Source organism: Staphylococcus equorum (genome assembly GCF_029024965.1).
In the GTDB taxonomy this organism is placed as follows: domain Bacteria; phylum Bacillota; class Bacilli; order Staphylococcales; family Staphylococcaceae; genus Staphylococcus; species Staphylococcus equorum.
The window spans coordinates 759,645-785,460 of record NZ_CP118982.1; the positions used below are offsets into that span (position 1 = coordinate 759,645).

Sequence of the window (25,816 nt, forward strand, 5' to 3'; positions counted from 1 at the left end):
GGAATTCACTACTTTTTGTAATATTAATGGCAAACCGTTGTTACTCTCGCATGCAAGATTTATAATGGATACAATGATGTATAGAGAGGGTTATTGTAGTGACAAAAGACCGCTATTCAAGACAAACGTTATTTAAACATATAGGTCCTAAAGGACAAGATAAAATCATGCAATCACACGTGCTCATTGTAGGCGTGGGGGCACTTGGTACGCATCTTGCTGAAAGTTTAGTTAGAGCAGGGGTTGGTACATTAACTATTGTAGACAGAGATTATATCGAATATAGTAATCTTCAAAGACAAACGTTATTTAGTGAATCGGATGCGTTGGAAGGTTTGCCAAAAGTTGTTGCTGCTAAACAAAAATTATTGGATATTAGACAAGATTTGAAGATTCATAGTTATATTGCACATGTAAATCGTCAGTTTTTAGATGACAATGCTGGTTCAGCTCAACTTATATTAGATGCAACAGATAACTTTGAAACGAGACAGTTAATTAATGATTTTGCTTTTCGAAAAGGCATACCGTGGATTTATGGTGGGGTAGTCCAAAGTACTTATGTAGAAGCTGCTTTTATTCCAGGACACACGCCATGTTTTAATTGCTTAGTGCCACAGTTACCAGCTATAAATATGACATGTGATACGGTAGGTGTAATTCAACCTGCAGTGACGATGACTACAAGTTTGCAGATGAGGGATGCGCTAAAAATTTTAACAGAACAACACGTTTCGACTAAAGTAACTTATGGAGATTTATGGGAAGGCACACACTTTACATTTGGATTTAGTAAACTACAACGGAGCGATTGCAAGACTTGTGGTTGCGCACCTACTTATCCACATTTAAATGAAACGAAACGACAGTTTGCTAGTTTGTGTGGTAGGGATACAGTGCAATACGAAAACCCTAATATTTCCCAGGAAATATTAGAAACATTTTTAACTCAGCAAAATATTGCCTATCGACGTAATCCTTATATGATTCACTTTGAATATAATGGCTATCGCATTGTTAGCTTTAAAGGTGGCAGATTACTGATACATGGTATGACGAATCCTCAACAAGCGATTACTTTAATAAACCAACTATTTGGCTAAAGGAGTGTAAAAATGCATACAAATGTTAAGTTAAATCAAGATATAAAATGTGCAGTATTGACAGTTTCTGATACAAGAGATTATAAGACAGACAAGGGTGGTAAATTAGTAATAGAGCTGTTATCGGAATTAAATGTTTCAATCGATAAGTCACATTATAAAATAGTAAAAGATGAACAAGAAGCGATTCAAATGCAAGTTGAGCAATGGTTAAGTGAAGACATCGATGTGATTGTTACTACAGGTGGCACTGGTATTGCACAAAGAGATGTAACTATAGAAGCAGTATCTTCATTTTTCACTAAAGAAATTGAAGGATTTGGAGAGCTGTTTAGATATCTTAGTTATGCTGAGGATGTTGGTACGAGAGCATTATTGTCTCGAGCAATCGCGGGGACAGTAAATGAAAAGTTAATCTTTAGTATTCCAGGATCTACTGGAGCTGTTAAATTAGCATTGGAGAAGTTAATAAAACCAGAATTAAATCATTTGGTTAAAGAAATAACTAAATAAAGAGGGTGAGAAGAATCAAAATACGAAATTTGATATCTTTCCCGCCCTCTCATAAGGTTTACTAGAAAAAAGAATACAAGAGCTTCACACTCGTGTATTTATATATGAGATAGGCTACTGCCAAAATAATTATTGAGGCTGAGACACGTATTTATGTCTTAGAGATTTTATTCGAGTTGAGCGTAAATATTAACTATGCTTTTCGTTCAAAATCACCAGATTTACCACCTGATTTAGATAGTAAATAAGTTTCGCCAATAACCATACCTTTGTCTAAAGCTTTTGTCATATCATATACAGTAAGTGCTACAGCAGTTGCAGCAGTTAATGCTTCCATTTCGACACCTGTTTTTCCAGTAGTAGACACAGTTGCTTGGATATTCAAAGTGAAAGATTGCGTATTCTTCTGCCACTGAAATTCAACATCAATACCTGTTAGTGGTAAAGGATGACACATTGGAATAATATCAGCAGTGTTTTTAGCTGCCATAATACCTGCAATTTGTGCAGTATTAAGAACATTTCCTTTTTTATTTGTATGATCAACAATTTGTTGATGGATTTCTGGGTTTACGGTAATGCTTGAATGTGCGATTGCAGTACGTTTCGTAATATTTTTTTCAGAAACATCTACCATTTTAGCATTGCCCTGTTCATTAATATGTGTAAATTCAGACAAACATATCCCTCCTAATCGTTTTCTAGTATATCACGAAATTAATTAATATAAGGAGTAGATTTAGATGCCAGTTGAGAAAAGAAATCCAATTCCAGTAGGTGAAGCCATTGAACGCGTTGTGAGTCAAAATATTTATATGGATGAGGCTACAGTGCCCCTAGATGCTAGTTTAAACCATATATTGGCTGAAGATATTATTGCTACATACGAAATTCCACGTTTTAACAAATCACCCTATGATGGTTTTGCCATTAGAAGTAAAGATACAACAAATGCAAGTGGTGCGCACCGTCTAACTTTCAATGTAATTGACCATATTGGTGCCGGTGCTGTTTCAGATAAAAAAGTTGGTGCGTTTGAAGCAGTTCGAATTATGACAGGTGCCGCGATGCCTGAAGGTGCAGATGCAGTCGTCATGTTAGAACAAACTGTAGAACAAGGACAAAGTTTCACATTACGTAAAGCATTTAAACCAAATGAGAACGTCTCTTTAAAAGGTGAAGAAACTCAAATAGGTGACGTTATTTTACAAAAAGGACAACAAATTAATCCTGGTGCCATTGCAGTATTAGCTACATATGGCTATGCACAAGTTCCTGTTTTTAAAAAACCAAGCGTAGCCGTAATTGCTACAGGAAGTGAGTTATTAGATGTGAGTGATGATTTAGAACCTGGGAAAATAAGGAATTCTAATGGGCCAATGATTACTGCATTGGCTAGTAAATTAGACTTACAAGTAAAACGTTATCAAATACAACAAGATGATTTAGAAAGTAGTATTCAAGTGGTTACAGAAGCGATGCAACAGCATGATATCGTCATTACTACTGGCGGTGTATCAGTTGGGGATTTTGATTATTTACCACAAATATACGAAGCATTAAATGCTGAAGTCCTTTTTAATAAAATTGCTATGCGTCCAGGAAGTGTGACGACAGTAGCAGTAGCAGAAGGTAAGTATCTATTTGGTTTATCTGGAAATCCATCAGCATGCTTTACAGGCTTTGAGTTATACGTTAAGCCAGCAGTTCAACATATGATGCATGCAAATGCACTTTATCCTCAAGTCGTGCAAGCTACATTGATGGAAGATTTTACAAAAGCAAACCCATTTACGAGATTTATTCGTGCTACGGTCACTTTTAACGGCAAAGAAATGACAGCAGTTCCTTCAGGATTTAACAAATCAGGTGCAGTTGTAGCGATTGCACATAGTAATGCCATGATTATGTTACCAGGTGGAACAAGAGGATATAAAAAAGGTTATACGGTAAATGTAATATTAACTGAATCACAAGCTTATGAAACGGAATGCTTTATATGATTTTACAAATTGTTGGATTGAAAAGCTCTGGGAAAACCACATTAATGGAACATACAATTCAGGTATTAAAAGAACATCACCACACAGTAGCAACGGTGAAACATCATGGACATCATAACTCTGAGGACCACCCTGATATCACATTACAAAATAATCATGTTGACCATATGAAACACTTTTATGCAGGTGCAGATCAAAGTATTGTTCAAGGTAATGCTTACCAACAAAGTGTCACCAGAACACAAAACAAAACGCTTGATGAAATCATAGAAGAATCTGTTACAATAGACAGTAACGTAATATTGGTAGAGGGTTTTAAAGAAGCAAGTTACGATAAAGTGTTAGTTTATCGTGATGAAAACGACCGAAATGCACTAAATCATTTAACACATATTAAGTATGCCATTAATATATCAAAACCAGAGGCTTTACGTCAGTATGACCAATGGTTATTATCTTTTTTAATATCAAAGGAATGAATTAAATGAAGCAATTTGAAGTGACAAGCGAGCCGATACAGACAGAGCAATATAGATCTTATGTACTGAATGAACATCAAGGTGCAGTTGTTGTTTTTACAGGTCATGTAAGGGAATGGACAAAAGGAATTAAAACAGAGTATTTAGAGTATGAAGCCTATATTCCTATGGCAGAAAAAAAGTTAGCTCAAATAGGTGATGAAATTTCAGAACAATGGCCTGGTACACAAACGACAATCGTTCATAGAATTGGCCCGTTAGCTATTTCAGATATTGCAGTACTCATTAGTGTATCTTCGCCACATCGAAAAGATGCATACAGAGCAAATGAATATGCAATTGAGCGTATCAAAGAAATCGTACCTATTTGGAAAAAGGAAATATGGGAAGATGGTGCACAATGGCAAGGACATCAACATGGAAGCTATGAGGATGCGATTGAAGGAGGCCAATCATGAAAGTACTTTATTTTGCAGAGATAAAAGAAATATTAGCAAAACAATCAGAAGACATCGATTTAAGTTATGATATTACTGTAGATGAATTTATTACAGATTTATTTAAACGTTATCCTAGTATTAGTGATAAAAAATTTCAAATAGCAGTAAATGAAGAATTCGTGAAAAATGATGACATTGTCCAACCTAATGACACTGTCGCATTGATTCCACCAGTTAGCGGAGGGTAAAGAAGAGATGAAAGCAATTATACTTGCCGGAGGACAGTCAGAGAGATTCGGTGAACCTAAGGCTTTTGCACAAATTGAATCGCAAACATTTTATGAGCGAATTATAGATGTGTTAGAAGCAACGAACATGTTTAATCAAATTATTATAAGTACCAATGAAAATCTTGCGACACAATTTGATTACCCAAATATAATTATAGATGAACACCAGAATAAAGATAAAGGGCCTTTGGCAGGTATTAGATCAGTCATGAGCCAACACCTAGAGGAAGAACTTTTCTTTGTTATTTCCGTTGACACACCTATGATTACTCAAAAAGCGATAAGTAAATTATATCAATTTATGGTGGAACACCTTATTGAAGACCAGTTAGATATTGCAGGTTTTAAAGAAGCGGGTAAACCGATACCTACACTTGCCTTTTACAGTCCACATACTTTAACTTACATTGATAAGGCACTGAATTCAGATGATTATAGTTTAAAGAATGTTTATACTAAAGTTGCAAGCGATTGGTTAGATGTTAATACAATTGAATCACCTGATTATTGGTATAAAAATATTAATTTCCAGCATGATTTGGACGCTTTACAACATGAAATTATAAATAGATAAAAGGGGGGCTAACGATATGGTAGAACAAATCACTGATAAACTCGGGCGGCCGATACGTGACTTAAGATTATCAGTTACAGATCGATGCAATTTCCGTTGTGATTATTGCATGCCTAAAGAAATCTTTGGCGATGATTTTGTTTTCTTACCTAAAGACGAGCTTCTTACATTTGATGAAATGGTACGTATTTCGAAAGTATACACACAATTAGGTGTGAAAAAAATACGTATTACAGGCGGTGAACCATTACTCAGACGTGATTTATATAAATTGATTTATGAATTGAATCAGATTGATGGCGTAGAGGATATTGGTCTAACGACAAATGGCTTATTGTTAAAAAAACATGGTCAAAAATTATATGATGCGGGTTTAAGACGTATTAATGTAAGTTTAGATGCAATTGAAGACAAAGTGTTTCAAGCGATTAATAATAGAAATATAAAAGCTTCTACAATATTGCAACAGATTGATTATGCAATTTCCATAGGATTCCATGTGAAAGTAAATATGGTTATACAAAAAGGTGTAAATGATAACCAAATTCTACCTATGATTCAGTATTTCAAAGAGAAAGATATTGAGATTAGATTTATAGAATTTATGGATGTTGGAAACGATAATGGATGGGATTTTAGTAAAGTGGTAACAAAAGATGAAATGTTAAATATGATAGAAAATGAGTTTGATATTGAATCTGTTGAGCCAAAATATTTTGGCGAAGTCGCTAAATATTATCGTCATAAAGATAATGGTGCGCAGTTTGGTCTTATCACTAGTGTATCTCAATCTTTCTGCTCTACTTGTACACGCGGTCGATTGTCATCAGACGGTAAGTTCTATAGTTGTCTATTTAGTACAGTAGATGGCTTTAATGTGAAATCATTTATGCGTGCTGGAGCAACTGATGACGAGCTATTTGAACAATTTAAAGTACTATGGAACGTTAGAGATGATAGATATTCAGATGAACGTACGGAACAAACTGTAGCAAATAGAAAGCGCAAAAAAATTAATATGAATTATATTGGTGGTTAGTATCACTAGATAGTTGTCAATCTATCTATTAGACTTGTTATAGTTTTGACGCTGACATAATATCTAAAATCATAAAACGCTGGAGCAGCTTAAATAAATATGCTCTCAGCGTTTTTTGTGTTAAATCACAAGATAAAAAATTATTCTATTTATTTAACAAAATAAAGGTTAATAATAGACATTTTCAAATTTTAAAATAAAGATTTTTTAAGATATTCTATTAGTAAAAAATGTTTATATTTACTTTAGGGATTTAATTAAAACAAAAAAATGCTTGGTATGTATAAGAAGCTATATAAATGAAAGACAATAGTAAAAAATATTTATCTATTACTTTTAAAATAATAGATTTAATGAAGAAAATATTATATAATATTTTCGAAGCATATTCATTATAAAGCCATTAAAACAACAAGAAAAAACGATGAGGAGGCCATTATTATGGAAAGTAAAGTATCTTATTTTATAACTTCTGAAAGAGCATTAAGTCAATTAAAACATTGGTTGAAGACCGTACATCATTTATCAATTGAAGAATTTGTTGTGTTGTATAAAGTGTATGAAGCTAAAAAAATTAGCGGAAAAGAATTGAGAGATACACTTCATTTCGAAATGTTATGGGACACGAGCAAGATTGACGTGATTATACGAAAAATTTATAAAAAAGAACTCATGTCTAAAGTTCGCTCTGAGACAGACGAAAGACAAGTTTATTATTATTTCAATGATATTCAAACTAAGATTTTTGATGATATTATACAAGAAATAGAAACGATTAAAGTAGCACAATAATCAAGCCTACATAAAAGCATACATAAAAAAGAGAACGGGACTAAGAAATCAAAATTTGATTCCTTTCCGTTCTCTTTTTATTACAATGAGTTAAGTTGTTTAACTTTTCTGCCATGTAAGAAGAAATAAATAATAGCTGCTATAAGTACGATGACGGCCATAATAGCATATAATTGTGCATAAGATACGGAGGATGTCATAAAGCCTAAAACATATGGTCCAAACCCAACTCCTAAATCTAATCCGATAAAATAGGTTGAAGTTGCTATACCATATTTAGCAGGTGGTGATACTTTAATGGCAATAGCTTGCATACAGGATGAAATATTTCCATAACCTGCACCTAAGAACAAGCCAGCAAGAATGAGTAACCAACCATTATTTGTAATACTTAAAGTAACGAATGTAAGGATTAAGAATACAAAGGCAGGATATGCAATGACGTTCTCATTTTTTTGATCCATGAGACGACCTGCAATTGGTCGAGTGATCAATGATGCAATGGCATAAAATATAAAGAAGTAACTAGAAATCGTTACTAAATTTATCTCTTGAGCAAAGAATTGCAAAAATGTAAGTATTGAAGAATAAGTTAAACCTGAAATCAACATAATTATTGCTACAGGTATGGCTTCTTTTGCAATGTAATTATTAATGTTGAATTTTTTACTTGTTGTTTTTTGAGTAGTTGTATCAGTTGTATCGAGCTTAAATTGTAGATTTACAAAGAAAGAAATTAATAAGCTTACTACACCACAAACAAGACAAATTAAGAATAACATTTTAATTGGAAAAGTATTAATTAATAGTAAACCAAGGAAAGGGCCAATAGCTGCACCAATAACAAGGCTTAAAGAAAATAAACTAATGCCTTCACTTTTTCTATCATTAGGCGTGACATAAGCAGCGATGGTGCCTGTTGCCGTTGTAGTAATTCCTGTAGCAATACCGTTGATTAGTCTAGTAAACATGAGTAATGTTATAGAACCTTCTATAAAATATAACAATTGGGTAACGAGTAAAAATACTAATCCAATTAACAATATACGTTTCGGTCCGACTTTATTTACATATTTACCAGTTACAAAACGGCCAATTAAGGAACCTATGATAAAGAGTCCTGTTACTAAGCCAGCGGTGCTATCTGAAACATTATATTCAGATTTAGCATAACTGGCGATTATTACTATAAGTAAGTACATACATAAGTATATTAAAAAATTGGTTATAAAGTTTATATTAAAACTTTTTGTCCATATGGGTGATTTTGTTGGTATTGCTTGATTCATATTACCCTTCCTCCATTTTTGTTATAGCTTCATGTATTGATTGAATAGTTTTAACCGCCTGTTTAAGATCGCCTTCAGATAATCCTGTGTCTTCAATAAGCTGATCTTGTACCTTATCAACTCGAGTACTAATGTTGTTATATAATAGCTGACCTTCTTTTGAGAGTGCTAATAATTTCTCCCTTTTATCAATTCCAGGCTCAATTGAAAGCAATGATTTTTCAGAAAGTACTTTTAAAATCTTACGTGTCGTTGGTTTCTCGATGGCACGGCGCTTTGATATTTGTACCAAAGTAGTAGGCGCATTGTATGCTATATCTTTAAATACTAACCATTGAGCAGGATATAGATCAAACTCTTCAAATATAGGTTGAAACAATTTTGTGTATGGTCTATAAATTGCAATAAGGTTATTAAATATAATATTTTTTTCCATAATGACCTCCTAATATAGTTAGCTTTGCTAACTTAATTTACAGCATACTTATTCTATTCTTTTTTAATAAAAAAATCAATAGTAGGCGATGTAAAATCATTAAAATTCAAGAAAAAGTTTATGGAGATAAGAAATTTATTACGTAGCGTTAGTTAAGACAAGTAAAGTGGTATACAATTTGTTAAGATATAGTTAAAGCTAAAATAAGGGAGATACCTAATGCAGTATTTAAAATTAGATCATATGATTCATTATATTCATCAATTAGATAACTTTAAATATCCGGGGCATTTGTTTAAATTACATCAAGGTGGCCACCATGAAAGGTTGGGAACTTATAACAGATTAGCCTATTTGAATAATGCATATATAGAGTTGTTAGACGTGTATAAACCCGACGTATTATTAAAAATGATAAAAACAGATGAAGGACGTGTATCGTTTCCTTCTAAAATAGTACAAGATAATTATAGTCAAGGTATAAAAACACTGGCATTTCGTACGCAAGATATTCATCAATTGAAAAAAGATTTGGAAACGAGAAATATAGAGGTCATTGGTCCCATAGATATGCATAGGGAAAATGTGAAAGGTGATAAAACATCTTGGAAATTGCTTTATATTGCAGATCCAGACTATAGAGTAAAACCACCATTTTTTATACAGTGGAGTGAAGCTGAAGAAGTGAGAAATGCAAAATTAGAACCGTTGCAACAAAAAGAATTTACGATTAGAACAATTAATATACACAGCACAGAACGAGAGCATACTGTAAAAAAATGGGAATATTGGTTTGATATGGAAAAAATAAGTGAAACTAAAACATATACTGCATTAAAATTAAAAAATGATGATGTCGTTTACCACATTTATGATGGTGAACATTCAGGGTATAAATCAGTCACATTAAGAGACGATAAAACTTCATCATCGTATACTTTAATTATTCGAGGAGCAAGCTATCAGTTCGAGGCAGATTAATAAATATAAAGGTATGCGCTATGTGCAATAATGAAAATGTGTATCAATGAAATAATAAGTGTTAAAATAGTTAAATACGTGGCGACTTTATGTGTGCGTAATAATAATAAGTAAACACATATAACAAAAGACAACGCTGCTAAAATTACTCTTAAGCTTAAGTATGATATTGACAGTGGTTCGATAAAAGCTTGAACTACAAAGATTAAATTAATAATCAGTAATAATCCAATAATAAAAATACGCATGAAAACACCTCGTTTTTTCTTTTAATATAGTATAACAAATGAATTGTTTATATGTGAAATTATGAGCGAAGCAATGTATAATATCAAAGTATTGAATTGGTAAAGGAGACATCAGTTGTATGGAAAAGATGAATATCACAAATCAAGCGCATGATGCATTTGTTAAGTCGCATCCACAGGGTGATTTATTACAATTAACAAAATGGGCAGAAACAAAAACACTAACTGGATGGTATTCAAAACGTATCGCAGTTGGAGAAGAGGGCGAAGTAAAAGGCGTTGCTCAACTATTATTCAAAAAGGTACCTAAGTTACCATATACGTTATGCTATATTTCTAGAGGTTTTGTTACAGATTACAGTAATAAACTCGCATTAGAAACGCTTTTAGAGTACGCAATGCAAATTGCAAAAGAAGAAAAAGCGTACGCTATTAAAATTGATCCAGATGTTGAAGTAGACAAAGGTGCTGACGCATTAACAAACCTAAGATCACTAGGATTTAAACACAAAGGTTTCAAAGAAGGTTTATCTAAAGATTATATACAACCAAGAATGACAATGATAACACCAATTGAAAAGTCGGATGAAGAACTTATACAAAGTTTTGAAAGACGTAATCGTTCAAAAGTCAGATTAGCTTTAAAACGTGGTACGACTGTTGAGCGTTCTAATAGAGAAGGCTTAAAAACATTTGCTAACTTAATGCAAATTACAGGTGAACGTGATGGCTTTTTAACACGTGATATTAGTTATTTCCAAAATATATACGATGCTATGAATCCAGATGGCGATGCAGAATTATTCTTAGTTAAATTAGAGCCTAAACCAGTACTCGAAGATTTAAGAGAAGACTTATCACAGCTTGAGCAAGAAAAAGTTAAATTAGCTGAAAAAAAACAAGATAAAAAAACACTAAATAAAATCAACGATGTAAATAATAAAATCGTTAAAACCCAAGAATTAATTGAGGATATGGAAAAATTAGAACTATCGCACCCTGAAGGTATTTATTTGTCAGGCGCGTTGTTAATGTTCGCAGGTAACAAATCATATTATCTATATGGTGCCTCTTCAAATGAATATCGTGATTTTCTACCAAACCATCATATGCAGTTTGCTATGATGCAATATGCTAGGGAACACGGCGCAACAACTTATGATTTTGGTGGTACTGATAATGATCCCGATAAAGACTCCGATCACTATGGCTTATGGACATTCAAAAAAGTTTGGGGCACATATTTAAGTGAAAAAATAGGTGAGTTTGATTATGTATTAAACAAACCACTGTATCAATTAATTGAAAATGTAAAACCGAAGCTTACTAAGGCAAAAATTAGAATATCTCGTAAACTTAGAAGTAAGTAAAATGTAATAAAATAGTTAAACATAAAAATGCACAGTATAAAGTTTTGATTTAGATTTTATAAAACTTTATACTGTGCATTTTTTAAATACTAAATAAATTTAAAAAATCGAAATATTTTATAAAATTATTAGCATGTATGATATTGTAAGTTAGAGACTTATGGTAAATTAGATATAACGAAATGAAAGTACGAGAGGAGATTAAGCGCATGATAAAAAAATTATTACAGTTTTCATTAGGAAATAAATTTGCAATCTTCTTAATGGTCTTGTTAGTTATATTAGCTGGCATATACTCGAGTTCTAAAATGAAACTCGAACTATTACCAGATGCCGAACCACCTATAATTACAATACAAACAGCATTACCGGGTGCAACCCCAGAAACAGTAAAGGAAGACATTAGCGATAAAATAGATAGTCAAGTTAGGTCTATGTCTGATGTTAAAAGCGTAAGCGCTCAATCTATACAAAATGCTTCAATGGTATCTGTAGAATATGAAGAAACTGCAGATATGGATAAAGCGGAAAATGATTTGCAGAAAGAAATCGATAAGATTAAATTTGATGAAGAGGTTGAGGAACCGGAACTGACAAGAAGTTCAATGGATGCATTTCCTATCGTAGCTTATTCATTTAGTAATAAGGAAGATAACCTCAAAGATACGACAAATAAAATTAACAACGAACTGATCCCACGTTTAGAAACAATTGAAGGCATACAAACTGCACAACTTAACGGTCAAACGTCACGAGAAGTATCTGTGAAGTTTGATCAAGATAAATTACAAGAAAGTGGTTTAAGTGCAGAAAGTGTTCAACAATTTCTAAAGAGTGCTACAAGTGAAACGCCACTCGGATTATTCCAATTTGATAAGACAGAAAAATCTGTTGTTATCGATGGTCAATTCACATCGGTAGATGCATTGAAAGATTTAGAAATCCCACTAACTGCAGGTGCTGGCTCTAGCACTCAAGGACAAAGTGCAAGTGGTTCAACTCAACAAGGCGCAGCACAAAGTCAAGATGGTTCGGGAGCTTCTTCGCAAGGTTCAGCAATGCAAGGTGCTGGAGCAAGTAGTAGCTCAGGTGGAGCAAGCGTACCATCAGTAAAATTAGATGATATTGCTGATGTCTCTGTAGGCGATGTACGTGAGTCTATTTCCAAAACAAATGGTAAAGATGCGGTGAATGTACAGGTTACTAAATCACAAGATGCTAACACTGTAAAAGTAGCCAAAGATACTAAAAATGAAATTGATAAATTTGTTAAAGAAAATCCTGATGTCACTTCAACTAAAGTCATGGATACAGCGAAACCTATACAAGATTCTCTTTACACTATGATTGAAAAAGCAGCTTTAGGTACAATGGTGGCGATTATCGTAATCTTGTTATTCTTAAGAAACATAAGAACGACTGCAATTTCAATTTTATCCATACCAATGTCTATCTTAATAGCGATGGTGGCATTGAAATTATCAGATGTTTCATTAAATATTCTTACTTTAGGCGCATTAACCGTTGCTATAGGACGTGTGATTGATGACTCTATCGTAGTAGTAGAAAATATATACCGACGATTATCAGATAAGGAAGAGCAATTAAGCGGAGATAAATTAGTTATAAGTGCTACAAGTGAAGTATTCAAACCAATTTTATCATCTACTATAGTGACAATTATTGTATTCTTGCCACTAGTCTTTGTAACAGGTTCAGTAGGGCAAATGTTTAGACCATTTGCACTTGCAATTGCTTTTAGTTTATTAGCGTCACTTCTTGTTTCTGTAACAATTGTTCCAGCATTAAGTGCAACGTTCTTTAAAAAAGGAATCAAACAACATAAAGAAAAGAAACTAGGTTTGATAGGTAGTAATTACAAAAAAGTATTAAATTGGTCATTAAACCATAAATGGATTGTTATTATTATTAGTACAATCATTTTGATAGCAAGTATAGGGCTAGGTGCTGCTAAACTTGGTACAAGTTTCATTTCCACAGGTGAAGATAAGTATATGACACTTACATATACACCAGAACCTGGTGAAACTGAAGAAGGCGTTTTGAATCATGCGGAAGAAGTACAGAAATATTTAAATAAAAAAGATAAAGTAAATACTGTTCAATATTCAGTTGGTGGTGCGACGCCAACTGACCCTACTGGAAGTTCAAACAGCATGGCGATAATGGTGGAATATGATTCTAACACACCAAATTTTGACGAAGAACCAGATAAAGTGCTCAGTCATATTGAAAAATATAAACACCCTGGTGATTGGGGTAATCAAGATATGGGTACTGGCACAGACAACAAAGCATTAGAAATTGCAGTTACAGGTCCATCATTAGATTCGATAGAAGGAACCGTAAAAAAAGTTGAAGACGAAATGAAAGATATTAAAGGATTAGCTAATGTTAAGTCAGACTTATCACAAACTTATGAGCAATATAATATCAAAGTCGATCAAAATAAAGCTTCAAGCTATGGTTTGTCAGCTTCGCAATTAGCAATGACATTAAATCAAAATACACCTGAACAAACGGTTACGACTGTTAAAGAAAAAGGTAAATCCATAGATGTAAAAGTTAAAGAAGACAAAGATAAAAACTGGACAGAAGAAAAATTAGAAAGCACAGAAGTACAAACACCAACTGGTCAATCTATTGAGTTAAGCGAGATTGCCGATTTAGAAAAATCATCCACACCTAATAAAATAGAAACAGAAGCGGGTGATTACACTGCAACAGTTTCTACAAAAGTAACAAACGATGATGTCGGTGGTATGGCTCAAAAAGTAATATCTAAAGTGAACGATATAGATAAACCAAATAACGTAGAAACTAAAGTAGGAGGGGCTAATGAAGATATAAGCAAAGCTATTTCTCAATTGGTGCTAGCAATGATAGCAGCAATAATAATTGTTTATTTAGTGCTTGTTCTTACGTTTAAAGGTGCGCTTGCACCATTTACAATTCTATTCTCTCTTCCATATACTGTAATAGGTGTAGTAATCGCACTTGTCTTAACTGGCGAAACAATATCAGTACCAAGTATGATAGGCATGCTTATGCTGATTGGTATCGTAGTCACAAACGCGATTGTGCTAGTAGATAGAGTTATTAATAAAGAAAAACAAGGTCTGGAAATGAAAGACGCATTATTAGAAGCTGGTGGTACGCGTATTAGACCAATTCTTATGACAGCTATAGCTACAATTGGTGCACTATTACCAATGTTGTTTGGTGAAGACAGCTCAATTATTATTTCAAAAGGTATGGCAGCGACAGTTATAGGTGGGTTAATTTCTTCTACATTATTAACGCTAATTGTAGTACCTGTTATTTACGAAATACTATTTAGTTTGAAAGATAAAATTATAAATAAACGTAACAAGAAAAAGTAAAAAATAGGTAACTCATATTAGGATGTATTAATAAATGCCTACAGAAAAACTGCTTACACAGTATTATATGTGTAAGCAGTTTTATTTGTCATTATATAGAAAAGATACAGAATAAATCATTTGTTTTCTTAGAGCTTATCTTGTCAGTTAACTGAAAATAATGCACTACGCAAAAAAAAGAGTATTGAAATAGGCAACTACTTCAATACTCAATATTTAAATAATTAATATAATACTAATACTAAAATAGCGTATACCACAAATAGTAAAATTGTAATTATATTTAAGATTTGAACGGCTTTAGAATCTTTTTTACCGTTTTTAAATGCTGTAATTTCTACATTGCCAATGATAAGTAATAGTACGATGAACACCCACCAGTTTACTGCAGGGAAGGATAATGTTGTAATTGCTACAACAAATAATAAGAGCAAGGCCATAATAATACGTAAAATGCGTGTAATGATTGTTGGCATTTTAAATACACTGATGTAGCTTACTATAAGATATAATATTGGTAAAAAGATAAGGTACAGTTGCATTGAATTACATCCTTTCTATGTATGCACTTAATCTTAGCACGTAAAAAATTGATTTACTAGGATGTTATTTACGTTCTTTTTGACTAATTTCTGAACGAACAGATGCAATTTCTTTTTCTATGTCTTCAAGTTGTCGTAATAATGGGTCAACTTGTTGATTGACGGACTCTCTTTTTTCAAGGTCACCTTGTAGTCTCACATAATCATATTTTAGTTCAGCTAATTTTTCTTTTAAATCCATTTTTACACACTCCTTTTGTATGCGGCACTAACCACACTATTTTAGTTTAAATTATAACATGAAATTGAAAGCTTCTAAAATAACCGAGTTATATGTTAAAGTATGAAAATGGAATGAAAACGAAAAGATGTAACGAAAGAAGGTTTATTGTGACCCAACAATTTATCATAATTATTTTACTTATTGCATTAGGTTATGCACTTAAAAGAATTAATTACTTTAAGGCAAACGACAGCCAAGTCTTTGCAACATTAGTTCTAAATGTCACATTGCCTTCGCTCGTGATAGTTAATTTAAACGAAGCAGATTTAGATTTATCTCTTTCTGTCTTACCTATACTGATGATTTTATATGGTGTTTTAACAAAATTAATCATGGTATGGTTCTTTATGAAATATGATAATCAAATACGAGGGACAACTGGTATGATGATGGCTTCACTCAATATAGGCTTATTTGCATATCCACTAGTAGAAGCCATATGGCCAAATACTGGTATGATTTATTTTGGTATGGTAGATATTGGTGGCGCAATTATTATGTTTGGGGTTACTTACTTTGTAGGAAGCTATTTTAGTAGTTCAGGTGATAGTTTTGACTTTAAATATTTAGCGAAAAATCTTCTTAAATCAGTACCGTTAATGACATATATCATCATGTTTATTTTAAATATGCTAAATATTCATTTTCCAGATCCAGTAATTGATTTCTTCTCTGTACTATCAGGGGCTAATATGCCATTATCGATGATCTTGATAGGGTTAATGTTGAATTTTAGTATAGATAAACGCTTTTTACCAATTGCGATGAAGTACATTTTATTACATTATGGTCTAGGTGTTATCGCTGGCTTACTCGTATATTTCTTTTTACCAGTTGATGATCAAATGGTAAAAACTACACTACAGGTTGCATGGTTATTACCCGTAGGTGTAGCCATCATACCTTATGCAATTCAATTTAAATATAAGACATTACCACTGGTAGGTATGGTCACCAATTTAACGATTGTTATTAGTATAATTATATTATACATTTACCAAGCTTTATTTGTATAAGTGAAGGGGAGGAATCTCATTTTTCTGAAAATATTTCAGCGTATGAGCCGAGTCCCACAAGGCTGACTAGAAAATGCAATGCAAAAGCTAAAGTTCATGTATAAGAACTACTTGTCTTCATAAACGAAGTAGTAGTTGTTTAAAAGCTTGATATAAGTACATTTTCAATTCAGTCATCCACTGCCAATATAATAATTGAGACTGAGACATGTATTTTGTCTCAGTCTCACCTAGGGCACGCTTGTTATTTACAAGTGTGCTTTTTGCTGGCGCTAATGATTGCTCACTAGATTAAATGTTAGTTTAACCTTTACCACCCATAAATGCAGGATAATTTGTCATACCACCATCGACATATATTGTTGTGCCATGAATATAATCCGCTAAGTCAGAAGCTAAAAATCTTGCGACGTTAGCAACTTGACTAGCTTCGCCAATGATTTTAGATGGGATCATTTCTAATGTTTCTTCACGTGTTGTTGGATCAGAGAATTTTTCTTTCGTGTGTTCAGTAACGATAGCTCCCGGTGAAATATTATTAATACGAATACCATATTGTGCATATTCCATCGACATTGTTTCCATCATTAATTTTAATCCGCCTTTACTTGCTGCGTAGTTTACATAGTTTGGCCATGGAATTTTATCATGAACACTTGACGTGTTGATAATTACACCTTTTTTATCTTCTTTTAAAAATTGGTTTATAGCTGTTTTTGAGCCTATAAATGCACCAGTCAAATTGACGTCAATTACTTTTTGCCATTCTTCTAAAGGCATTTCATGTGTAGAAATCGGTTTTTCAAATCCAGCGTTATTAATTAAGATATCGAGTGTACCAAATTGATCTACAGCAGATTGAATTAAACGTTCTACATCATCTTCTTCTGATATGTCAGCTTGTACCTTGATTGCCTTGCCGCCTGCATCTTCAATTAATCTAATAGTTTGAGATACAACTTCTAAATGGCGTTCTGAGCGATAATTTATAACGACGTTGGCTTTTTCATCACCAAACTGTTCTGCCATAGCTTTTCCAATACCGCTACCAGCACCTGTAATCACTACAACTTTACCTTCTAAGTCTTTAAACATAATGTATGACGCCTCCTTGATAGTAATAGTATAAAACAAAAAGTTTAAGACAAATATTAAATGATTAGAGGTGAAAGTCACTAATCATTTAATATGCAATGAAAAATTGTCGTTGCCTTAAACTTAATGTTGTTTATCTATTTGTAATACATGATATTTGATTGTTAATGTTAACCTTTAATATTTCCGAGTACAAAGGCAGCAATGACAATGAGAACAATACCAGCCCATATGCCAGTCATTTGACGTTTGTCTTTACGCTCACCTAATAGGAAAATACCGCCAAGTGTAGATACGATGACTAATAATTGGGATAATGAAAAACTTGTTGCTACACCGACTTTGGGTTGTGAATAGAACATAAATAAATTACCTATCCCCCAAATAACACCTGGAATTAAATTCCATACAGTACTTTTTATTGATGTTTCGTGTTTAGCTGATAGAATTAAGCCACCAATCGCCATACCTATAGATTGGAAGAAAAGGGCATTCATTCCATCTACACCGAAGATTTGAGCTATAACTACATACACGACGTAACCTACAGTAGAAATTAATAAGATAGGCATTGCTTTACCAAAGTTTTTCGTGCTTTCTGATGCTTCATTTTTGCCTTTAATAGACGTTATAGCAATACCAATAACGAGTAATACCATAGCGAGTAGGCCTAGTGTAACTTGAGTACCAGTACTCCATTCACCTAAAAATACAGCACTAAATAATGTTGTACCTACTAATTGTAAACCAGTAGAGATAGGCATTGTTTTAGACACACCAATTAAACTAATTGATTTCAATTGGTAGCCTTGACCAAGTGCCCAAAAAGCACCTGAAATTAAACCGACAATAATAATAGTGGGGTCACCAAATTCAGCATTGCCAGTTAATAATAAAATAATACCAATGATTAATGCACCAAATGTAGTACCTCTAATTTGGTTATAAGGGCCACCACCAACAAGCACATTAATTAAAACAACACTTCCCCAAAATAACGCGGGTAAAAGGGCAATTAATATATCCATACTTTATCTTCACTCACTCTCTATTTAAATAATACTTTCCTTTCAAAATAACTATCTTAGATTGCCCTTGTATGATATTTTAAAGCAAAATATTAATATAGTAAAAAATATTAGATTATATACAAAATTATTTTACATCATTGTGAAATATGATGGGTAACTGTTTTGAGTATTTTTAATAAGAATAATTAAAATAAGCTTAAAATTTGGTTGGATGCCAAATTTTAAGCTTATAAAGGTATAACGAATTAAATATGAGCAGCGACGTATTTAAATTTTTTATATTCATAATTGATATTAAAACCTAGCTCATTAAAACGTTCAACGAGTGTCGTGTTTTTACTACGTATTTTGAAAAAAACTTTTTCTATATCGTGATTAGTAAACGCGATGTGTATAGCGTGTGATAGTAAATCAAATGCTATGCCTTTAAGTCTATAATCAGAGTGTGAAGAAAAATATTTAATTTCTGCCTTATGACTATTTTCGAAAATTTGAAGGTAGAGATAACCTTTCAGTAGTCCCTCAGACATAAAGATAAATAGGCGATGATGCTCATCTAGTGATTCAACAATTTCATCTGCAGTCATTACATCATGTTTAAATGTGTGTTCGTGCAATTTACTAAATAAACGATAGTAAGCTGGCTGATATTCAGTGATGTTTTGTGCGTGCTCAATTTCACCAATATCTTGTGATGCTACTAAATAATAATCTGTAAAACTATAAGAAGATTGGATAGTTTTCATAAAATCTAAATAAATTTGTTCTGTTTCTTCAAAAGAAAAGTTGAAACTTGTAGACTCAGATTTGCTTTGTGCTAAGGTTTCAAATAAGTCTTGAAAAGCTGAAACTGATGGTAAAACTGATTTATTCACGAAAGGACCAAGAACTTTATATTTATTTTGTTCATATTGAAAGGCTGAAATTAGCATAATGATTTGGTCTTGATCATTTATTTGTGCATAGACGCCTGGATCTTCAATCAGTTGTTTTATGTTAGTTGTAATGTTTTTATGTGCTGGTGGTAATTTGTATAAATAAGAAGCTGAGCGATAATCTGCGTTAATTATAAATTGCTCTATCTGGTCATAGTCGTTTAATTTGATAGTTTTCATAAAATACCTCCGTCTGTAAACTATTTAAGTTAATTATAGGAACTTTTTGAAATAAATGGAAGTTTCGATGTGCTATATACATGTTACAATAAATATTATATTGAAATTGAAAGGGCGAAATTATGAAATCACTAATTATAGCTGAAAAACCTTCAGTAGGTAGAGACATTGCAAATACTTTGAATGCTAATGAAAAGCGCAATGGCTACTTTGAAAATAATAAATATATTGTCACTTGGGCGTTAGGACATTTAGTAACGAATGCTACGCCAGAACAGTATGATAATAATTATAAAGAATGGAAACTTGATGTTTTACCTATTATACCAAATAAAATGAAAACTGTTGTTATAAGTAAGACAAGAAAACAATTTTCAACAGTTCAATCTTTAATTAAGAACAATAATGTTAAAGACATCATCATTGCAACAGATGCTGGTAGAGAGGGAGAACTAGTAGCGCGATTAATATTAGATAAAGCACATAATCATAAACCAATTAAACGTTTATGGATTAGTTCTGTAACAAATAAAGCAATTAAAGATGGTTTTAATAAATTACAAGATGGTCGTAAATATGACAATTTATATCACGCTGCATTAGCACGTAGTGAAGCAGATTGGATTGTTGGTATCAATGCTACGCGTGCGTTGACAACTAAATATGACGCTCAATTGTCACTTGGCCGTGTGCAAACTCCTACAATACAATTAGTACAAATGAGACAAAATGAGATTAATCAATTCAAACCACAAACTTATTTCACGATGAAATTGAATGCAGGTGGTCTTAATTTTCAGTGTATTAAACCTCAATCACATCCAGATAAAACAATTTTTGAAGATATCAAGAAGGAAATTGAAGGACAAGTGGCAACGATTGAAACAATAACTAAAAGTCATAAAAAATCATACCCACAGCAATTGTTTAGTTTAACTGACTTACAACAAGAAGCTTATAAACGTTATCACTTAGGACCTAAAGAGACATTAAATACACTACAAGCATTATATGAAAGACATAAACTTGTGACGTATCCTCGTACAGATTCAAATTATTTAACTGATGACATGGTAGATACGCTTAAAGACCGTTTGCAAGCAATTATGGCTACCACTTTAAAAGATATTGCAAAAGGACAAATGTCACAATCATTTTCTGCTAAACAAAGATTTGTAAATAATAGTAAAGTATCAGATCATCACGCTATTATACCAACAGAAGTACGTCCTGATATGAATCAATTAAGCCAACGAGAATCAAAAATATACATGATGATTACTCAAAGATACTTAGAAAATCTAATGCCACCTCATGAATACGAAGCAGTTTCTATAGAATTAAGTGTTGGTAGATATAAATTTACTTTTAAAGATAAAATCACTACAAAATTAGGATTTAAAGCAGCCTATGATACACAAGAAAAAACAAATGAACAAATTACTCAAATGCAAAAAGGCGCAACACTTAAAATCACTCGCGTGAACATAGACCAACATGAAACAACACCTCCAGCGTATTTTAATGAAGGAACTTTACTCAAAGCGATGGAAAGCCCTCAGAAATTCTTTGCATTAGATGATAAAAAACATAATGACACATTAAAAGAAACGGGTGGTATAGGTACTGTAGCAACTAGAGCAGATATCATAGAAAAATTATTTAATATGAATGCGATTGAAGCACGTGATGGCAAAATAAAAGTAACTTCTAAAGGAAAACAAATTTTAGAATTAGCACCAAAAAAACTTACTTCTCCATTATTGACAGCAGAATGGGAAGAAAAACTTTCACTCATTGAACAAGGCAAATATGATGTGAAACAGTTTATATCAGAGATGAAACAATTTACTAACGACGTTGTATCTGAAATTAAGGAAAGTGAACAAAGGTATAAGCATGACAATTTAACTACTACTGAGTGTCCAACTTGCGGCAAATTTATGATTAAAGTTAAAACGAAAAATGGACAAATGTTAGTTTGTCAGGACCCAACGTGTAAAACGAAAAAGAATGTTCAAAGAAAAACTAACGCACGCTGTCCTAATTGTCATAAAAAAATGACATTATTTGGAAGAGGGAAGGATGCCGTTTATCGCTGTGTTTGTGGTCATACTGAAAGTCAGGCTCAAATGGATAAACGACATAAAAATAAAAAGTCAGATAAAATAAATAAAAAAGATATGAAAAAATACATGAATAAAGATGAAGGTATAGAGAATAACCCATTCCAAGACGCGCTAAAAGACCTTAAATTCTAAAATAATCGAACAAACGAAATATATAATTTAACAAAGTTCGTGTTTGCTATTGTAAAATAGTTAATTTGATATTAAAATATGAAGGTATTTTAAAAAAAGGAGAACTAACTGTGAAAAAGTATTTCAAGTTTGATAAACATGGAACAAGCTATAAGAAAGAGATACTTGGTGGGCTAACGACTTTCTTATCTATGGCATACATTTTAGCTGTTAACCCTCAAGTACTTAGTTTAGCAGGCGTTGATGGCGTGTCTGACGATATGAAAATGGATCAAGGTGCTATTTTCGTTGCCACAGCACTTGCAGCTTTTGTTGGCTCACTATTTATGGGGCTAATCGCACGATATCCGATTGCTTTAGCACCTGGTATGGGCTTAAATGCATTCTTTGCATTTACTGTTGTATTAACTATGGGCATTCCTTGGGAAGTCGGTTTAACTGGAGTACTATTTTCTGGTTTAGTATTTGCAGTCCTCACTATGACGGGGCTACGGGAAATAATCATAAACGCAATTCCTTTCCAGATGAAAATGGCAGTTTCTGCTGGGATCGGGTTATTTATCACCTTTGTAGGGTTACAAAGTTCTGGTATTATTGTTTCCAATGATTCTACGTTAGTTACATTGGGGCAAATTACTGAGGGTCCTGTACTCTTAACTATATTTGGTATTATTATCACTGTTATACTCTATGCGGTTAGAGTGCCAGGAGCAATATTTATTGGTATGATGCTTACGTCTATTCTTGGTATGATTACTGGTCTTATACATACGCCGAGTGGCATTGTAGGTCAAGTTCCAAGTATTGAACCAACTTTCGGTGCAGCTTTTGAAGCCTTTAAAGATCCATCACAATTATTTACTGTTCAATTTCTAATTGTTATCCTAACATTCTTATTCATAGATTTCTTTGACACAGCAGGAACTTTAGTAGCAGTAGCTAGTCAAGCTGGTATGATGAAAGATAACAAACTTCCAAGAGCTGGACGTGCACTTTTCTCAGATTCATTAGCAACAATCGTAGGTTCAATTTTTGGTACCACAACAACGACTACATATATTGAATCAACATCAGGTGTTGCTGTCGGAGCTAGGACAGGATTTGCAAGTGTAGTAACAGGTTTTTGTTTCTTATTAGCGATATTCTTTAGTCCACTTATGGAAGTAGTGACGAGTGCAGTTACTACACCTGCATTAGTTGTAGTTGGTGTCTTAATGGCTTCAAACTTTGCAGAAATAGATTGGAAGAAATTTGAAGTTGCAGTACCGGCTTTTGTTACAATTATTATGATGCCGTTATCATATTCAATTGCGACAGGTATTGCTTGCGGGTTTATATTCTATCCAATTACAATGTTAATCTCTAAAAGACATAAAGAAATACATCCTATTATGTATGGCTTAATGGTATTATTTATTCTCTATTTCGTGTTTGTTCACGGATAAATTAAAAGCACATTGTTGAACGTCAAAGTGACGCAACAATGTGCTTTTATATTTTATAAATAATCAATTTGGAATTGTTTAGGATTCGTAGGTAGTATTATACATCAAATCTATATTATACAAGAAGTAAAAACAAGTTTCTTCATTATAATAGCAATTTTAGAAAAGGTAATAAAATTCATGCTTTACATAAAGAAGGAATTTACCTGATTGGTATGATTTAACCAAACAAAGACTCATACAATATACGCTCGATGAAAAATAGTTAATCCTAACTAACAGAACTTATAAAACAAATTTAAAAAGAAAGACTAATTACTTATGAGTTTCTCTATATTCTGTATATACTACTTTTGCATTTTTGTTAGCTACATACAGAGGAGTTGAAAAGAGTACGAATATAAAGAAAAGCATTAAAAAGAATAAAATCCAATGCACAACCATACCTATGAAAGGTAAAAATGCAATGAATGAACCGATAAGACCTAATAATGGAATAACCATCATTGGTTTAATTGAGTTTTGTTTATCTACAATAAGTATTATCATAGTTACAAGGTATAATAGGGCGTTAATGAGCAATGGTTGCCAACCAAAACTAAGAATAATGCTACCACCAAGAAACGGAATACCATAAACAAACTCTCCTATAAGGAGTATAAAACTCAAAATTATAAGCGTAGTACGAATACCGCTTTTCATATCAAATCACCACCTAATATCTACTATTATAAAACAAACCAATGGATTTAAATAATAATAAGTAATAATCAATTGTAGAGATTTAAAAAGATTTTCAAAAAGATTTCAAAAAAGGTTGAAGTGATTAGCGTATTCAAGTACAATAACAAAGTATGTGTTAGACAAAAAGTATAAAAACTTTTGCAGAAAAGCTTGATTAATCACTGCTTTTCATGTAACATATCTAATGTTGGACTTTAAGAACACGCGATGAAGCGAAAGGTTACTGACACACCCGGCCGCTTTGCCATGGCGCTGTGTGAGATAGTTTTCGTGGAGAAGTCTATCACTTAAATGTAGACGAATAAGGAGGGAAAATTATGGCAAAACAAAAAATCAGAATCAGATTAAAAGCTTATGATCACCGCGTAATCGATCAATCAGCAGAAAAAATTGTTGAAACAGCAAAACGTTCTGGTGCAGATGTATCTGGACCAATTCCGTTACCGACTGAAAGATCAGTTTATACTGTAATTCGTGCCGTGCATAAGTACAAAGATTCACGTGAACAGTTCGAACAACGTACACATAAACGTTTAATCGATATTGTTAACCCTACACCAAAAACAGTTGATGCTCTTATGGGCTTAAACTTACCATCTGGCGTAGACATCGAAATCAAATTATAATAGAAAAATTTAGGAGGTGGACTTTCGATGACCAAAGGAATCTTAGGAAGAAAAATCGGGATGACACAAGTTTTCGGAGAAAACGGTGATTTAATCCCAGTAACAGTAGTAGAAGCAAGCCAAAACGTTGTATTACAAAAGAAATCTGAAGAGATTGATGGTTACAACGCAATACAAGTAGGCTACGAAGATAAACGAGCTTATAAAAAAGGTAGCAAAACGAGCAAATATGCTAACAAACCAGCTGAAGGCCATGCTAAAAAAGCAGGCACAGCACCTAAGCGCTTCATTCGTGAATTCAAAAACGTAAATGTTGATGAATACGAAGTAGGTCAAGAAGTCTCAGTTAATACATTTGAAGCTGGAGACGTAATTGATGTAACAGGCGTATCTAAAGGTAAAGGTTTCCAAGGTGCCATTAAACGTCATAATCAAGCACGTGGTCCAATGTCACATGGTTCTCATTTCCATAGATCACCTGGTTCAATAGGTATGGCATCAGATGCTTCAAAAGTCTTTAAAGGACAAAAAATGCCTGGACGTATGGGTGGAGACACAGTAACAGTTCAAAACTTAGAAGTAGTTCAAGTTGATACTGAAAACAATGTAATTTTAGTTAAAGGTAATGTACCTGGACCTAAAAAAGGTTTCTTAGAAATCACTTCATCAATCAAAGGTAATAAATAATATAGAATGA

At 32.8% G+C, this 25,816-nt stretch carries 26 protein-coding genes; 17 read left to right on the plus strand and 9 right to left on the minus strand.

Features of this window, described 5'->3' with window-relative positions; translation table 11 throughout:
* Window positions 1-98: 98 nt before the first annotated feature.
* Both PYW44_RS03445 and PYW44_RS03450 read left to right on the plus strand, forming a co-directional pair.
* Complete coding sequence (locus PYW44_RS03445) at window positions 99-1,103, plus strand: ThiF family adenylyltransferase (protein WP_021338414.1); 1,005 nt, start codon at window positions 99-101, stop codon at window positions 1,101-1,103.
* A gap of 12 nt (window positions 1,104-1,115) precedes the next feature.
* Window positions 1,116-1,616, plus strand: coding sequence for a MogA/MoaB family molybdenum cofactor biosynthesis protein (locus tag PYW44_RS03450; RefSeq protein WP_021338413.1), 501 nt, complete (start codon window positions 1,116-1,118; stop codon window positions 1,614-1,616).
* 193 nt (window positions 1,617-1,809) lie between these two features.
* Here the strand turns inward: PYW44_RS03450 and moaC are convergent, their stop codons facing one another.
* On the minus strand, window positions 1,810-2,295 hold the full coding sequence (moaC, locus tag PYW44_RS03455) for a cyclic pyranopterin monophosphate synthase MoaC (protein WP_002506942.1): 486 nt from the start codon (window positions 2,293-2,295) through the stop codon (window positions 1,810-1,812).
* Window positions 2,296-2,359: 64 nt separating this feature from the next.
* Here moaC and PYW44_RS03460 point away from each other — a divergent pair, with 64 nt between their 5' ends.
* From PYW44_RS03460 to PYW44_RS03490, 7 genes are all read left to right on the plus strand, one after another.
* Entirely contained in the window at window positions 2,360-3,619 is a 1,260-nt protein-coding gene (locus PYW44_RS03460; protein WP_021338412.1) for a molybdopterin molybdotransferase MoeA, read from the plus strand.
* A complete protein-coding gene (gene mobB, locus PYW44_RS03465; RefSeq protein WP_002506944.1) occupies window positions 3,616-4,098 on the plus strand; it encodes a molybdopterin-guanine dinucleotide biosynthesis protein B in 483 nt (160 codons plus the stop codon). The genes PYW44_RS03460 and mobB overlap by 4 nt, the downstream gene beginning before the upstream one ends.
* 5 nt (window positions 4,099-4,103) lie before the next feature.
* The gene (locus tag PYW44_RS03470; protein WP_002506945.1) at window positions 4,104-4,556 is read left to right on the plus strand and encodes a molybdenum cofactor biosynthesis protein MoaE; all 453 of its coding nucleotides are present in this window, start codon (window positions 4,104-4,106) and stop codon (window positions 4,554-4,556) included.
* Complete coding sequence (gene moaD / locus PYW44_RS03475; RefSeq protein WP_002506946.1) at window positions 4,553-4,786, plus strand: molybdopterin converting factor subunit 1; 234 nt, start codon at window positions 4,553-4,555, stop codon at window positions 4,784-4,786. The genes PYW44_RS03470 and moaD overlap by 4 nt, the downstream gene beginning before the upstream one ends.
* Window positions 4,787-4,793: 7 nt before the next feature.
* Window positions 4,794-5,402 carry a molybdenum cofactor guanylyltransferase MobA gene (gene mobA / locus PYW44_RS03480; protein WP_021338411.1) on the plus strand — a complete coding sequence of 203 codons (609 nt, stop codon included), beginning with the start codon at window positions 4,794-4,796 and terminating at the stop codon, window positions 5,400-5,402.
* A gap of 16 nt (window positions 5,403-5,418) precedes the next feature.
* Complete coding sequence (gene moaA / locus PYW44_RS03485) at window positions 5,419-6,441, plus strand: GTP 3',8-cyclase MoaA (protein ID WP_107510243.1); 1,023 nt, start codon at window positions 5,419-5,421, stop codon at window positions 6,439-6,441.
* 441 nt (window positions 6,442-6,882) lie between these two features.
* Window positions 6,883-7,233: a SarA family transcriptional regulator gene (locus tag PYW44_RS03490; protein ID WP_002506949.1), complete on the plus strand. Its 351-nt coding sequence runs from the start codon at window positions 6,883-6,885 to the stop codon at window positions 7,231-7,233.
* Between the two features lie 80 nt (window positions 7,234-7,313).
* On the opposite strand, the gene PYW44_RS03495 is transcribed toward PYW44_RS03490, so the two are convergent.
* Both PYW44_RS03495 and PYW44_RS03500 read right to left on the minus strand, forming a co-directional pair.
* Window positions 7,314-8,522 (minus strand): MFS transporter, encoded by a 1,209-nt coding sequence (locus tag PYW44_RS03495; protein ID WP_021338409.1) that lies wholly within the window; start codon window positions 8,520-8,522, stop codon window positions 7,314-7,316.
* 1 nt (window position 8,523) lies between these two features.
* The gene (locus PYW44_RS03500; protein ID WP_002506951.1) at window positions 8,524-8,958 is read right to left on the minus strand and encodes a MarR family winged helix-turn-helix transcriptional regulator; all 435 of its coding nucleotides are present in this window, start codon (window positions 8,956-8,958) and stop codon (window positions 8,524-8,526) included.
* 219 nt (window positions 8,959-9,177) lie between these two features.
* Here PYW44_RS03500 and PYW44_RS03505 point away from each other — a divergent pair, with 219 nt between their 5' ends.
* From PYW44_RS03505 to PYW44_RS03515, 3 genes are all read left to right on the plus strand, one after another.
* Window positions 9,178-9,939: a VOC family protein gene (locus PYW44_RS03505; RefSeq protein WP_002506952.1), complete on the plus strand. Its 762-nt coding sequence runs from the start codon at window positions 9,178-9,180 to the stop codon at window positions 9,937-9,939.
* A 367-nt stretch (window positions 9,940-10,306) separates the two neighbouring features.
* The gene (locus PYW44_RS03510; protein ID WP_002506953.1) at window positions 10,307-11,557 is read left to right on the plus strand and encodes a lipid II:glycine glycyltransferase FemX; all 1,251 of its coding nucleotides are present in this window, start codon (window positions 10,307-10,309) and stop codon (window positions 11,555-11,557) included.
* A 209-nt stretch (window positions 11,558-11,766) separates the two neighbouring features.
* On the plus strand, window positions 11,767-14,961 hold the full coding sequence (locus tag PYW44_RS03515) for an efflux RND transporter permease subunit (RefSeq protein WP_107510242.1): 3,195 nt from the start codon (window positions 11,767-11,769) through the stop codon (window positions 14,959-14,961).
* Between the two features lie 224 nt (window positions 14,962-15,185).
* Here the strand turns inward: PYW44_RS03515 and mspA are convergent, their stop codons facing one another.
* Entirely contained in the window at window positions 15,186-15,503 is a 318-nt protein-coding gene (gene mspA, locus PYW44_RS03520) for a membrane stabilizing protein MspA (RefSeq protein ID WP_002506955.1), read from the minus strand.
* Between the two features lie 64 nt (window positions 15,504-15,567).
* Window positions 15,568-15,744 (minus strand): SE1832 family protein, encoded by a 177-nt coding sequence (locus PYW44_RS03525; RefSeq protein WP_002511448.1) that lies wholly within the window; start codon window positions 15,742-15,744, stop codon window positions 15,568-15,570.
* Window positions 15,745-15,893: 149 nt separating this feature from the next.
* On the opposite strand from PYW44_RS03525, the gene PYW44_RS03530 reads away from it, so the two are divergent.
* Window positions 15,894-16,802: an AEC family transporter gene (locus tag PYW44_RS03530; RefSeq protein WP_002506957.1), complete on the plus strand. Its 909-nt coding sequence runs from the start codon at window positions 15,894-15,896 to the stop codon at window positions 16,800-16,802.
* Between the two features lie 303 nt (window positions 16,803-17,105).
* Here the strand turns inward: PYW44_RS03530 and PYW44_RS03535 are convergent, their stop codons facing one another.
* From PYW44_RS03535 to PYW44_RS03545, 3 genes are all read right to left on the minus strand, one after another.
* Complete coding sequence (locus PYW44_RS03535) at window positions 17,106-17,897, minus strand: glucose 1-dehydrogenase (protein ID WP_115075962.1); 792 nt, start codon at window positions 17,895-17,897, stop codon at window positions 17,106-17,108.
* Window positions 17,898-18,067: 170 nt separating this feature from the next.
* Entirely contained in the window at window positions 18,068-18,925 is an 858-nt protein-coding gene (locus tag PYW44_RS03540) for a RhaT/GlcU family sugar-proton symporter (protein ID WP_021338405.1), read from the minus strand.
* 248 nt (window positions 18,926-19,173) lie between these two features.
* Complete coding sequence (locus PYW44_RS03545; protein ID WP_107510421.1) at window positions 19,174-20,043, minus strand: GNAT family N-acetyltransferase; 870 nt, start codon at window positions 20,041-20,043, stop codon at window positions 19,174-19,176.
* A 122-nt stretch (window positions 20,044-20,165) separates the two neighbouring features.
* On the opposite strand from PYW44_RS03545, the gene PYW44_RS03550 reads away from it, so the two are divergent.
* Window positions 20,166-22,304: a DNA topoisomerase III gene (locus PYW44_RS03550; protein ID WP_115075963.1), complete on the plus strand. Its 2,139-nt coding sequence runs from the start codon at window positions 20,166-20,168 to the stop codon at window positions 22,302-22,304.
* Between the two features lie 110 nt (window positions 22,305-22,414).
* Window positions 22,415-23,749 (plus strand): NCS2 family permease, encoded by a 1,335-nt coding sequence (locus tag PYW44_RS03555; protein ID WP_002506962.1) that lies wholly within the window; start codon window positions 22,415-22,417, stop codon window positions 23,747-23,749.
* Between the two features lie 315 nt (window positions 23,750-24,064).
* Here the strand turns inward: PYW44_RS03555 and PYW44_RS03560 are convergent, their stop codons facing one another.
* The gene (locus tag PYW44_RS03560) at window positions 24,065-24,451 is read right to left on the minus strand and encodes a hypothetical protein (RefSeq protein ID WP_002506963.1); all 387 of its coding nucleotides are present in this window, start codon (window positions 24,449-24,451) and stop codon (window positions 24,065-24,067) included.
* A 359-nt stretch (window positions 24,452-24,810) separates the two neighbouring features.
* Between PYW44_RS03560 and rpsJ the strand changes: the two genes are divergently transcribed.
* Window positions 24,811-25,119, plus strand: coding sequence for a 30S ribosomal protein S10 (rpsJ, locus tag PYW44_RS03565; protein WP_002482611.1), 309 nt, complete (start codon window positions 24,811-24,813; stop codon window positions 25,117-25,119).
* A 27-nt stretch (window positions 25,120-25,146) separates the two neighbouring features.
* Window positions 25,147-25,806, plus strand: coding sequence for a 50S ribosomal protein L3 (rplC, locus tag PYW44_RS03570; protein WP_021338403.1), 660 nt, complete (start codon window positions 25,147-25,149; stop codon window positions 25,804-25,806).
* Window positions 25,807-25,816 lie beyond the last annotated feature (10 nt).

Coding starts and splice junctions, on each gene's coding strand:
- PYW44_RS03450 (WP_021338413.1), top strand. CDS start 1,116: ATGCATACAAATGTTAAGTTAAATCAAGATATAAAATGTGCAGTATTG.
- PYW44_RS03460 (WP_021338412.1), top strand. CDS start 2,360: ATGCCAGTTGAGAAAAGAAATCCAATTCCAGTAGGTGAAGCCATTGAA.
- mobB (WP_002506944.1), top strand. CDS start 3,616: ATGATTTTACAAATTGTTGGATTGAAAAGCTCTGGGAAAACCACATTA.
- PYW44_RS03470 (WP_002506945.1), top strand. CDS start 4,104: ATGAAGCAATTTGAAGTGACAAGCGAGCCGATACAGACAGAGCAATAT.
- moaD (WP_002506946.1), top strand. CDS start 4,553: ATGAAAGTACTTTATTTTGCAGAGATAAAAGAAATATTAGCAAAACAA.
- mobA (WP_021338411.1), top strand. CDS start 4,794: ATGAAAGCAATTATACTTGCCGGAGGACAGTCAGAGAGATTCGGTGAA.
- moaA (WP_107510243.1), top strand. CDS start 5,419: ATGGTAGAACAAATCACTGATAAACTCGGGCGGCCGATACGTGACTTA.
- PYW44_RS03490 (WP_002506949.1), top strand. CDS start 6,883: ATGGAAAGTAAAGTATCTTATTTTATAACTTCTGAAAGAGCATTAAGT.
- PYW44_RS03495 (WP_021338409.1), bottom strand. CDS start 8,522: ATGAATCAAGCAATACCAACAAAATCACCCATATGGACAAAAAGTTTT.
- PYW44_RS03500 (WP_002506951.1), bottom strand. CDS start 8,958: ATGGAAAAAAATATTATATTTAATAACCTTATTGCAATTTATAGACCA.
- PYW44_RS03505 (WP_002506952.1), top strand. CDS start 9,178: ATGCAGTATTTAAAATTAGATCATATGATTCATTATATTCATCAATTA.
- PYW44_RS03510 (WP_002506953.1), top strand. CDS start 10,307: ATGGAAAAGATGAATATCACAAATCAAGCGCATGATGCATTTGTTAAG.
- PYW44_RS03515 (WP_107510242.1), top strand. CDS start 11,767: ATGATAAAAAAATTATTACAGTTTTCATTAGGAAATAAATTTGCAATC.
- mspA (WP_002506955.1), bottom strand. CDS start 15,503: ATGCAACTGTACCTTATCTTTTTACCAATATTATATCTTATAGTAAGC.
- PYW44_RS03525 (WP_002511448.1), bottom strand. CDS start 15,744: ATGGATTTAAAAGAAAAATTAGCTGAACTAAAATATGATTATGTGAGA.
- PYW44_RS03535 (WP_115075962.1), bottom strand. CDS start 17,897: ATGTTTAAAGACTTAGAAGGTAAAGTTGTAGTGATTACAGGTGCTGGT.
- PYW44_RS03540 (WP_021338405.1), bottom strand. CDS start 18,925: ATGGATATATTAATTGCCCTTTTACCCGCGTTATTTTGGGGAAGTGTT.
- PYW44_RS03545 (WP_107510421.1), bottom strand. CDS start 20,043: ATGAAAACTATCAAATTAAACGACTATGACCAGATAGAGCAATTTATA.
- PYW44_RS03550 (WP_115075963.1), top strand. CDS start 20,166: ATGAAATCACTAATTATAGCTGAAAAACCTTCAGTAGGTAGAGACATT.
- PYW44_RS03560 (WP_002506963.1), bottom strand. CDS start 24,451: ATGAAAAGCGGTATTCGTACTACGCTTATAATTTTGAGTTTTATACTC.
- rpsJ (WP_002482611.1), top strand. CDS start 24,811: ATGGCAAAACAAAAAATCAGAATCAGATTAAAAGCTTATGATCACCGC.
- rplC (WP_021338403.1), top strand. CDS start 25,147: ATGACCAAAGGAATCTTAGGAAGAAAAATCGGGATGACACAAGTTTTC.